Annotated in this window: 10 protein-coding genes; 4 read left to right on the forward strand and 6 right to left on the reverse strand. The window is 64.4% G+C overall.

Features of this window, described 5'->3' with window-relative positions; genetic code table 11:
• Positions 1–90 precede the first annotated feature (90 nt).
• From entH to entC, 5 genes are read right to left on the reverse strand one after another with little or no spacing between them, the layout of a single operon-like run.
• Entirely contained in the window at positions 91–504 is a 414-nt protein-coding gene (entH, locus tag HMPREF9538_RS26610; RefSeq protein ID WP_002893892.1) for a proofreading thioesterase EntH, read from the reverse strand.
• Positions 505–1,251 carry a 2,3-dihydro-2,3-dihydroxybenzoate dehydrogenase EntA gene (gene entA / locus HMPREF9538_RS26605; protein WP_086556062.1) on the reverse strand — a complete coding sequence of 249 codons (747 nt, stop codon included), beginning with the start codon at positions 1,249–1,251 and terminating at the stop codon, positions 505–507.
• 8 nt (positions 1,252–1,259) lie between these two features.
• Complete coding sequence (gene entB, locus HMPREF9538_RS26600; protein WP_004183356.1) at positions 1,260–2,111, reverse strand: enterobactin biosynthesis bifunctional isochorismatase/aryl carrier protein EntB; 852 nt, start codon at positions 2,109–2,111, stop codon at positions 1,260–1,262.
• A gap of 13 nt (positions 2,112–2,124) precedes the next feature.
• The gene (gene entE, locus HMPREF9538_RS26595; protein ID WP_004147529.1) at positions 2,125–3,732 is read right to left on the reverse strand and encodes a (2,3-dihydroxybenzoyl)adenylate synthase EntE; all 1,608 of its coding nucleotides are present in this window, start codon (positions 3,730–3,732) and stop codon (positions 2,125–2,127) included.
• Positions 3,733–3,741: 9 nt separating this feature from the next.
• Positions 3,742–4,917: an isochorismate synthase EntC gene (gene entC / locus HMPREF9538_RS26590; RefSeq protein WP_004176916.1), complete on the reverse strand. Its 1,176-nt coding sequence runs from the start codon at positions 4,915–4,917 to the stop codon at positions 3,742–3,744.
• Positions 4,918–5,105: 188 nt separating this feature from the next.
• Between entC and fepB the strand changes: the two genes are divergently transcribed.
• Entirely contained in the window at positions 5,106–6,065 is a 960-nt protein-coding gene (gene fepB / locus HMPREF9538_RS26585; protein WP_004147526.1) for a Fe2+-enterobactin ABC transporter substrate-binding protein, read from the forward strand.
• Between the two features lie 257 nt (positions 6,066–6,322).
• Here fepB and entS read toward each other — a convergent pair whose 3' ends face one another.
• Positions 6,323–7,564 (reverse strand): enterobactin transporter EntS, encoded by a 1,242-nt coding sequence (gene entS, locus HMPREF9538_RS26580; RefSeq protein WP_009483787.1) that lies wholly within the window; start codon positions 7,562–7,564, stop codon positions 6,323–6,325.
• A gap of 112 nt (positions 7,565–7,676) precedes the next feature.
• Here entS and fepD point away from each other — a divergent pair, with 112 nt between their 5' ends.
• From fepD to fepC, 3 genes are read left to right on the forward strand one after another with little or no spacing between them, the layout of a single operon-like run.
• Positions 7,677–8,684, forward strand: coding sequence for a Fe(3+)-siderophore ABC transporter permease (gene fepD, locus HMPREF9538_RS26575; RefSeq protein ID WP_004176917.1), 1,008 nt, complete (start codon positions 7,677–7,679; stop codon positions 8,682–8,684).
• Complete coding sequence (gene fepG, locus HMPREF9538_RS26570) at positions 8,681–9,673, forward strand: iron-enterobactin ABC transporter permease (protein ID WP_020316691.1); 993 nt, start codon at positions 8,681–8,683, stop codon at positions 9,671–9,673. Before fepD ends, fepG begins: the two co-directional genes overlap by 4 nt.
• Entirely contained in the window at positions 9,670–10,464 is a 795-nt protein-coding gene (gene fepC / locus HMPREF9538_RS26565; protein ID WP_002893737.1) for an iron-enterobactin ABC transporter ATP-binding protein, read from the forward strand. The genes fepG and fepC overlap by 4 nt, the downstream gene beginning before the upstream one ends.
• Positions 10,465–10,503: the final 39 nt, after the last annotated feature.

The raw sequence follows: 10,503 nt of genomic DNA on the forward strand, positions 1-10,503 counted from the left end.
TGGCGGCGCGCTGCGCCTTATCCGGGCTACCCCATTGCGCCGATACGTAGCCCGGCTAAGCGTAGCGCAAGCCGGGGAAACAGCGGCTTCTTAGCCCAGCACCGCGGTGCCCAGACGACAGGTGCAACAGCGCCGCCCCTTCTCGTCATACACCACAATCTCCCAGCTCTGGCTCTGGCGGCCAAGATGCAGCGGACGGCACTCGCCGCGCACTTTCCCGCTGGAGACGGCCCGGTGATGGCTGGCGTTAAGCTCAGTCCCGACGACGCACTGCCCTTCTTCGGTCATCAGCCAACCGGCCATCGAGCCCAGCGTCTCCGCCAGCGCCGCGGAAGCGCCGCCGTGCAGCAGGCCAAACGGCTGATGCGTGCGCGCATCCACCGGCATCTCCGCCTCCAGCAGCCCCTCTTCCAGTCGGGTGTAGATGATGCCAAGATGCGCCACCATGGTATTTTCGCTGCTGGCGTTCAGCGCCGCCAGCGTAAGCTCTCGCTTCCAGGCCATTTACGCCCCCAGCGTCGAGCCGCCATCAACCACGATATCCTGCAGGGTGATATGGCTGGCGTGAGAAGAGGCGAGGAACAGAATGGTATTGGCGATCTCCTGCGGGCGGGCGATTTTACCCAGCGGGATGCCGAGCTTAAACTGCTCGCCGAAGCCGCGGATCCGCTGCTGCTCTGCATCGTCGCTGACCCACAGGGTGCGCTGCATATCGGTATCGGTGGAGCCCGGCGACACCAGATTACAGCGCACCCCGCAGCCCGCCAGCTCAAGCCCGACGGTCAGCGCCAGGCTTTTCAGCGCCGCCTTCGAGGCGCCATAGGCGCTCATGCCGATGCGCGGCGTGTGCGCGGCATCGGAGGCGACGGTGACGATCGCCCCGCCCCGCTGACGGCGGAACTGGGCCATCGTCTGCTGAAACAGGTTGAACGCCCCGCCGACGTTGACCGCGAAGGTCTGCTGCCAGTCTTCCGCGCTCAGCTGGTCGGTAGCGCCCATGCGCAGGATCCCGGCGGCGTTCACCAGCACATCTAAACGCTCGGTGTTCGCCAACAGCCGGCTGCATGCCTCGCGTACCTGGTCGGCATCGGCGACGTCCAGCGTTTCGGTGGCAAACGGGTAGCTTTCGCCGTCAAAGGCGAGGTCGAGCCCGGTGACGTTGGCCCCGGCCTCGACGAAAGCCAGCGCGGTGGCATAGCCAATCCCTTTACCTGCGCCGGTCACCCACACGGTCTGACCGCGAAAATCCAGCGCCGCCATTAGTGCACCTCGCGGGTGAGCAGCGCCCACCAGGCGTCGATGGTCGGGTTTTTCGCCAGCATCACGAAGTCGATATCGCCGTGCACTTTGCGCCAGCGGGCGGCCAGGGCCATCATCCGCACCGAATCCAGACCGTAATCGATCAGGTTTTCATCATCCAGCGGTTCATCGGATTCGTCGAGCAGCGGCAGGATCAGCGCGCGCAGCGCCGCTTTGGAGGCTGGGAGCGGTAGCAGCTCTTCGGTCATCACCACGCGGCCGGAGCGGCCAGCGACGTATTTCAGCGCCATCAGGTGCTCTTCACGGCTGAAATCTGCCAGCGCGTCGGCGACAAAGAACGGTTTGATATCGCGCATGAAAGCATCGGTGGCGGTGGTCATGCAGCCGATATGGGCGTAAACGCCGGTGATGATCAGCTGGTCGCGACCGGTCTCTTTCAGCATCTCCTCCAGCGGCGAGCGATGAAACGCGCTGTAGCGCCATTTCACCAGCACGGTATCGTCTTCATCCGGCGCCAGCGCGGCAATCACCTGCTGCTGCTCCGGCGAGCGGGTCAGACCCGGCCCCCACATATCATTCAGCAGGGCGCGGTCTTCATCGCTCTGCTCTTTCGGCTGGGCGGTGTAGTACACCGGAATGCCGTTCTGTTTGCAGAAGTCGCGCAGGGCGGCGATATTAGCCACCACTTTCTCCATCATCGCGCTGTTTTCGCCCCAGAAGTTGAGGAAATACTCCTGCATATCGTGGATCAGCAGCGCGGCGCGCGACGGCTCAAAGGCCCAGTTGACCTTGTTCGCCGGGATATCGCTGGCTTCCGGCAGCGCATATGCCTGTAATTTAGGGATTGCCATTATCTGTTCTCCTTCAGCCCAGCTTGCCTTCGGCCAGCCACTGACGTAATTGTTTTTTATCGACTTTGCCCACCGGCGTCAGCGGCAGCGCGGCAACGCACTCCACGCGGTCCGGCAGTTTAAATTCCGCCACCCCCTGCTCGCGCAGGAAGCGGCGCACGGCGACGGCGCGCAGCGGCGAGGTCACCACCAGATAAGCGCAGCTTTTCTCGCCCAGCAGATTGTCTTCGATGCTGACCAGCGCGGCGTGGATAACCGCCTCATGGCGCAGCAGCAGGTTTTCGATCTCTTCAGCGGCGATCTTCTCGCCGCCGCGGTTGATCTGATCTTTTTCCCGGCCCTGGACGGTGATATACCCATCTTCGTCGATCGAAATCAGATCGCCGGAGCAATAAAACCCCTCGGCGTCAAAGGCTTCCGCGTTATGCTGCGGGCTGTTGTAGTAGCCGCGGAAAGTGTACGGCCCGCGGGTCATCAGGCGGCCCACTTCGCCGCGCGGCAGCGGGTTGCCGTCGGCATCCGCTACCCACACTTCATCGTCCGGGCACATCGGACAGCCCTGGGTATTGATGATCCGCTCCGGGCTATCGTTAAGGCGGGTGTAATTCACCAGCCCCTCCGCCATGCCGAACACCTGCTGCAGCTGGCAGCCGATTTCCGCCGGAATGCGCGCGGCGAGGGTCGCTGACAGGCGCGCGCCGCCGACCTGCAACAGCTGCAGCGATTGCAACTGGGCGTTGCTGCCCCATTCGTGAATCGCCTGCAGCCACAGGCTGACCGCCGGCGGCACCAGCGAGGCAACGTTGATCTGATGTTGTTCAATCAGCGGGAAACAGAGCGTGGCGCTCGGGTCGGCGGCGAGGATCACCCGCCCGCCGGCGAGGAAGACGCCGAGCGAACCCGGGGAACTCATCGCATAGTTATGCGCCGCCGGCAGCGCGTTGAGGTAGCGCGTTTCAGCGTTAATCCCACAGATCTCGTTGCTGCGGCGGATACTGTAGTCGTAATCGTTATGGGTGCGTGGGATAAGCTTCGGCGTCCCGGTGCTGCCGCCGGAGAGCTGGAAAAAGGCCACTTCGTCGGCAGGGGTTGGATTGGCGATAAAGTTATCCGCCGGGCGGTTAATCTCCGTCGCCAGATCGCGCTCGCCGCCGTCGTTACGCAACAGTGCGACGCGCAGGGAAGGATGTTCCGCGATAAACGCGTGGAGAAAGCTATCGTCAGCAAACAGCGCGTGCTCGCGATCGGCAATCAGCAGCGCCGGTTTAATCTGCGCAGCGTAGGCGTTAAGTTCGCTGCGCTGGTGGCTGAACAAAGCGTTCACTGGCGCGACGCCGATGCGCAGCAGCGCAAAGAAGGTCATGTAAAACTCGGCGACATTGCCCAACTGCACCAGCGCGGTCTCCCCGCGCTTCAGTCCCTGGCGCTGCAGCGAGCAGGCGAGGTTGTCCACCAGCTGGTTAAACTGGCGGTAGCTAATCTGCCGCTCGCCATCGATAATCGCCACGGCGTCGTTTTCCGCGTGACGGGTGATCAGATTGGTTAACGGCAGATCCTGCCAGTAGCCTTTTTGACGATAGCGGGCCGCAAACTCTTCCGGCCAACGGGTAAATGCAATCATCCTTGCCTCTTAGTTCAAGCCAAATACGTTAAGCATGGTGGTCAGTTTGACGCCGGTTTCGCGCCATTCGCCCAGCGGCGAGGAGGCCGGAACAATGCCCGCGCCGGCAAACAGGCGCAGCGTACGCTGCTGCAGACGCGCGCAGCGGATAGTCACCACCCACTCGCCGTTGCCTTCGTCATCGCACCAGCCGACGATGCCGCCGAACAGCTGGCGATCGAAGGGTTCCAGTTCAGCAATCAGGCGCTTCGCCGCCTGATGCGGGAAACCGCTCAGCGCCGGCGTCGGGTGCAGCAGACAGGCCAGCGACATGGCGTTTTCTTCCGCCAGCGCGGTGCCTGCGATCGGCGTCGCCAGATGCCAGAGCGTCGGGGTGGTAATCAGCTGCGGCGACTCCGGTAGCGACAGCTGACTGCTGCGCGGGCCCAGCACGCTCTTCATCGCCTGGGTCACCAGCTCGTGCTCGTGGCGATCTTTGCCGGAGGCCAACAGCCTGTTGCCTGCTTCCCGGTCCAGCACATCGTCCGGCTGGCGACGGGCGGAGCCGGCCAGCGGCAGAGAGCTGAAGTGCTGTCCTTCTTTACGCAGCAGCAGCTCCGGGCTGGCGCCCAGCAGCACGCCGCCGTCGGAGAGCGGCACGTGGAAGTTAAAGCTGGCGGGGTTCTGGGCGATCAGTCGCTCCATCAGCGCGCCGCTGTCGACGCGGTCGCGGGTGGTAATATCGATAAGCCTTGATAGCACCACTTTGTCGACTTCCGGGGTGGCGGTCAGCGCGGCGGCGCGTTCCACCATGGCTAAAAACGCGTCCTGCTCCGGGATCTCCCGACGCTCCACCACCTCCATCGCCTCCAGCGGCGCGGCATAGCGGGCGGAACGCTGCTTTTCCGGGCGAGAGAACGCTTCCCAGCGCTCGGGGATATAGAGCTCGGAAGGCTGACAGGTGTCGAACGGGATAGCCCCGACCATCACCGGCTTGCGGATCCCCGCCGCCCGGGCCTCGGCAAAGGCGGCCGCCATCTGCTGCTGGAACTCGCCGTTCAGCGCATCGCCGCCAACGGCGGGCTGTGAGAAGCGACGGAAGCAGCCTGAAGTGGTAAAACTGCGGTACGGCGACATAAAGAAGAAGCTGTCCGGCGACAGGGTCCGGGTCGGTTTCTTTACATCCTCAGCCAGTGACGTTTCCATATCATCCTCCAAAAACGATAAAGATATTAAGAATAATTATCATTTATATTTTGGTTGGCTAACCTAAAAGGTATTGCCCGCCATGTCAACCGCGTTACGTCATGGCGCCGCCACTTTGGCTTGCATCCTGCTGACACAAAGTTGAAAATGAGACGCATTTATCACCTTTCAAATCAGGATGCGATGACGTGAACTTCTTTTCTTTCTGCCGCCGCGGTGCGCTGACCGGCATGCTGTTGCTTTTAGGAATTACCTCAGCCCAGGCGGCGGACTGGCCGCGCCAGGTCACCGACAGCTACGGGACGCATACCCTGCCGAGTCAGCCGCTGCGCATTGTCTCCACCAGCGTGACGCTTACCGGTTCGCTGCTGGCGATTGACGCTCCGGTGGTCGCCAGCGGCGCGACCACGCCGAACAACCGCGTCGCCGATAGCCAGGGCTTTCTGCGCCAGTGGAGCGAGGTTGCCAAAGCCCGCAAGCTGGCGCGGCTGTACATCGGCGAACCAAGCGCCGAAGCGGTGGCCGCCCAGATGCCGGATCTGATCCTGGTGAGCGCGACCGGCGGCGACTCCGCCCTGCCGCTGTACGATCAGCTTAAAACCATCGCCCCGACGCTGGTCATCAACTATGACGATAAAAGCTGGCAAACCCTGCTCACCCAGCTGGGGCAGATCACCGGTCATGAACAACAGGCCAGCGCGCGCATTGCCGACTTCAATAAACAGCTCGTTTCGTTAAAAGAAAAAATGAAACTGCCGCCGCAGCCGGTGACCGCCCTGGTCTATACCGCCGCCGCGCACAGCGCCAATATCTGGACGCCGGAATCGGCTCAGGGGCAGATGCTCGAACAGCTGGGCTTTAGCCTGGCGACGCTGCCGGGCGGCCTGCCCGCCAGCCATAGCCAGGGTAAACGCCACGATATCGTGCAACTGGGCGGGGAGAACCTCGCGGCCGGTCTGAACGGCCAGAGCCTGTTCCTGTTCGCCGGCGACCAGAAAGATGCGGATGCCATCTACGCCAACCCGCTGCTGGCGCATCTCCCGGCGGTCGCAGGCAAACGCGTCTACCCGCTGGGCACCGAGACCTTCCGCCTTGACTACTACAGCGCTCTGCTGGTGCTCCAGCGTCTCTCCAGCCTGTTCGGCTAACGCGGGCTGCGCCATCAGGACGGGAACGCGGCCTGAACACCTTGCCGGGCGGCGCGGCGCTTGCCCGGCCTACAATGCCAGCGTCCCCCAGTACCGTAGGCCCGGTAAGGCGTAGCCGCCACCGGGCATCAGGCCGGGAACGCGGCCTGAACGCTTTGCCGGGCGGCGCTGCGCTTGCCCGGCCTACTGAGCTTGCCCCGGCCTGCCGTACCCCAGGCCCGGTAAGGCGCAGCCGCCACCGGGCAAGCGCACCCTACTTAACTTTCGTTGACAATTTCCGGGCGCTGGAAACGGCGCAGCTCGCGTAGCAGCCCAACCAGCAGCACACCGACAAGCGCCAGCGCCCAGCCGCTGGCGCTGGCGGATGCCGCCGGCGTCCACCCCGCCCCTAAGCCGCCGAGCAGCGCCGCGCCGATGGCGTCGCCGGTGACGTTTTGCGCGGTCCACAGACCGTTAATCCGCCCGAGCATATGTTCCGGCGTCTGGGTCTGGATCAGGGTGTACTGCAGCAGCGAGCTAATAGCGCTCAGCCAGCCAAACAGCGCCAGGCACAGCGCGCCCAACGCCCAGTGCGGCATCAGGCTGAACAGCGCAATGGCGACAAACGATCCCACCGTGGTCGCCAGCATCAGCGCGCCCGGCCGCACCGTCTGGGCCAGCTGGCCGCTGGTCAACGCCCCCAGCGCCGCACCGAGCGGAATAGCGGCGTACAACAGGCCAATCTGTCCGGCCGACATCTGCCAGCTACCGGCCAGCGCCGGATAGAGCACCCGCACCGCGCTGGCCATGGTCAGCAGACCGCCAAGCAGCGCAATCCCGCCGATAAGCGGGCTCCGGCAGAGGAAGGTCAGCCCCGCCAGCAGAGAGCGCAGCGGATGCTCGCGCGGCTGCGGAGGCGGCGGCAGCTGCGGCAGACGCAGCAGGGTTAAGGTGGTGATAAAGGTCCCCGCCGCCGCCAGGCCAAAGTTCCAGGCCACGCCGCCGGTGGCCAGCAGCAGGCCGCCGATCATCGGCGAAATCACCGAGCCCAGGCGCACCGTCAACATAGTGATGGCCCCGGCCTGCATCAGGTTTTCCCGTCCCACCAGCGCCGGGGTCGCCGCCAGCAGCGCTGTCACCCCCAGCGAGGCGAAGAACCCATCCCAGATCCCCAGCAGGTAGATCGCCGCCAGCGACGGCTCCGGCAACAGGGCGTTCAGACACAGGCCGACAAAGCCCACGCCGCAGGTGCCGCGCGCCAACAGGATCAGGCGTTTACGTTCATAGCGGTCAGCCAGCACGCCCCCCACCATCAGACCAACAAACATCGACGCCCCGGTCAGCGTCACCGACAGCCCGACCTGCCAGGTCGAATGGGTCATCATCTGGATCTGCACCGGGATGGCCACGCCCAGCAGGCCAAGCGACAGAATAGAGATAAAGCGAGCGATAAAAACGGCGCGAAACGCCGGGTGAGTTTTCAGCAGGCTGAGATTGAGCAGCCAGGATTGTCGGTTCATTACAGCGCCTTGTCGTTATTTTTAATACCCTTTTTACTGTGGGTCATGCTACCATAGCTGAATAAAATCGATAACGATAATTACTATCATTATCATATCAGGGATGTCAGTTATGTCGTTTTCTACGACCGCGGTACGCTCTGTCGCCGTGCCCGGATTGTTGCTATTACTCGCCTTAGCCGCCGCGCTTAGCCTGACCATCGGCGCCAAATCGTTGCCGATCGGCACGGTATTCACCGCCTTCAGCGGAACCTGTCAAAGCGCTGATTGCACTATCGTGCTGGACGCGCGCCTGCCGCGCACTCTGGCCGGTCTGCTGGCCGGCGTCGCCCTCGGCCTCGCCGGCGCGCTGATGCAGACGCTCACCCGCAACCCGCTGGCCGACCCCGGCCTGCTGGGGGTCAACTCCGGCGCCAGCTTCGCCATCGTCCTCGGCGCGGCGCTGTTCGGGATCACTTCCCCGCAGGAGCAGCTGCTGCTGGCGTTCTGCGGCGCGCTCTGCGCCTCGCTGCTGGTAGCCTTTACCGGCAGCCAGGGCGGCGGTCAGCTGAGCCCGGTGCGCCTCACTCTCGCCGGGGTCGCCCTTGCGGCGGTACTCGAGGGGCTGTCCAACGGCATCGCCCTGCTCAACCCGGACGTCTACGATCAGCTACGCTTCTGGCAGGCCGGTTCGCTGGATATCCGCACCCTGCAAACGCTGAAAATTGTCCTGCTGCCGGTAGTCGTGGCGGGGATCGCCGCTCTGCTGCTGAGCCGGGCGCTGAACAGCCTGAGCCTGGGCAACGATACCGCCACCGCCCTCGGCAGCCGCGTCGCCCGCACCCAGCTGATCGGCCTGATCGTCATCACCGTCCTGTGCGGCAGCGCCACCGCCGTCGTCGGCCCCATCGCCTTTATCGGCCTGATGATGCCGCATATGGCGCGCTGGCTGGTGGGGGCCGATCATCGCTGGTCGCTGCCGGTCACCCTGCTCGCCACCCCGGCCCTGCTGCTGTTTGCCGACGTGATTGGCCGCCTGCTGGTGCCCGGCGAACTGCGGGTATCGGTGGTGAGCGCCTTTCTCGGCGCGCCGGTGCTGATCTGGCTGGTGCGCCGCCAGCCGCGGGGAGGTGGCCTGTGATTGCCCCGTCCCGCCGCCTGATAGCCAGCTGTCTGCTGCTAATGGCCGCCAGCCTGCTGATTTCCCTGCTCGGGCTGGCGCAAGGCCCGGTGCCCCTGACGATTGACCAGGTGTTCTCGGCGCTGTTCGGCGATGCGCCGCGCAACGTCGCGATGGTGGTGAACGAATGGCGGCTGCCGCGGGTGTTAATGGCGCTGCTCATCGGCGCCGCGCTCGGCGTCAGCGGCGCCATTTTCCAGTCGCTGACCCGTAACCCGCTCGGCAGCCCGGACGTGATGGGCTTTAACACCGGCGCCTGGAGCGGCGTGCTGGTGGCAATGGTCCTCTTCGGCCAGAACCTGACGGCGTTCGCCCTGGCGGCGATGGCCGGCGGGGTGCTGACCTCGCTGGTGGTCTGGCTGCTGGCCTGGCGCAACGGGATCGAAACCTTCCGCCTGATCATTATCGGCATCGGCGTGCGCGCCATGCTGGTGGCATTCAACACCTGGCTGCTGCTGCGCGCCTCGCTGGAGACCGCCCTTTCTGCGGGCCTGTGGAACGCCGGATCGCTTAACGGCCTGACCTGGGGTAAAACCTGGCCGTCGGCGCCGCTGATCCTGTTGATGCTGGTGGGCAGCGCCCTGCTGGTTCGCCGGATGCGGCTGCTGGAGATGGGCGACGATACCGCCTGCGCGCTGGGGGTGCAGGTCGAGCGTTCGCGCCTGCTGCTGATGCTGGTGGCGGTGGTGCTCACCGCCGCCTCGACGGCGCTGGCCGGGCCGATCTCATTTATCGCGCTGGTGGCGCCGCATATCGCCCGCCGCCTGAGCGGCACGGCCCGCTGGGGACTGACCCAGTCGGCCCTGTGCGGCGCGCTGCTGCTGGCGCTGGCCGATTACGGCGCCCAACGGCTGTTTATGCCGTGGCAGCTGCCGGTTGGCGTGTTAACCGTCAGCCTCGGCGGTATTTACCTTATTGCATTGTTGATTCAGGAGTCCCGCAAAAAATGAGTGCTGTCCCCTCCCGTTTGCGCGGCGAGCAGTTAACCCTGGCCTACGGGAACAAGACCATCGCCGAGTCGCTGAACGTGACCATCCCTGACGGTCACTTCACCGCCATTATCGGCCCCAACGGCTGCGGCAAGTCGACGCTATTGCGCACCCTCAGTCGCCTGATGACGCCCGCCAGCGGCCACGTCTGGCTCGACGGCGCGCAGATCCAGCAGTACGCCAGTAAAGAGGTTGCCCGCCGCATCGGGCTGCTGGCGCAGAATGCCACCACCCCTGGCGATATCACGGTGCAGGAGCTGGTGGCCCGCGGGCGCTATCCGCACCAGCCGCTGTTTACCCGCTGGCGCAAAGAAGATGAAGAGGCGGTGAACAAGGCGATGCGAGCGACCGGGATCAGCGATCTGGCGCTGCAGAGCGTCGACACGCTTTCCGGCGGCCAGCGGCAGCGGGCGTGGATTGCGATGGTGCTGGCCCAGGAAACGGCGATTATGCTGCTGGATGAGCCGACCACCTGGCTGGACATCAGCCATCAGATCGACCTGCTGGAACTGTTGAGCGAGCTGAATCGCGAGAAGGGCTATACCCTGGCGGCGGTGCTGCACGATCTTAACCAGGCCTGCCGCTACGCCACCCACCTGATCGCCCTGCGCGACGGCAGGATCGTCGCCGAGGGGGCGCCGAAGGAGATCGTCACCGCCGATCTGATTGAACGGATTTACGGTCTGCGCTGCACGATCATTGAAGATCCGGTGGCGCATACGCCGCTGGTGGTCCCGCTGGGCCGCCGGTAATCTCCTCTTTCCCCGGCTTGCGCTACGCTGAGCCGGGCG

The organism is Klebsiella sp. MS 92-3, from assembly GCF_000195655.1.
GTDB lineage: Bacteria > Pseudomonadota > Gammaproteobacteria > Enterobacterales > Enterobacteriaceae > Klebsiella > Klebsiella pneumoniae.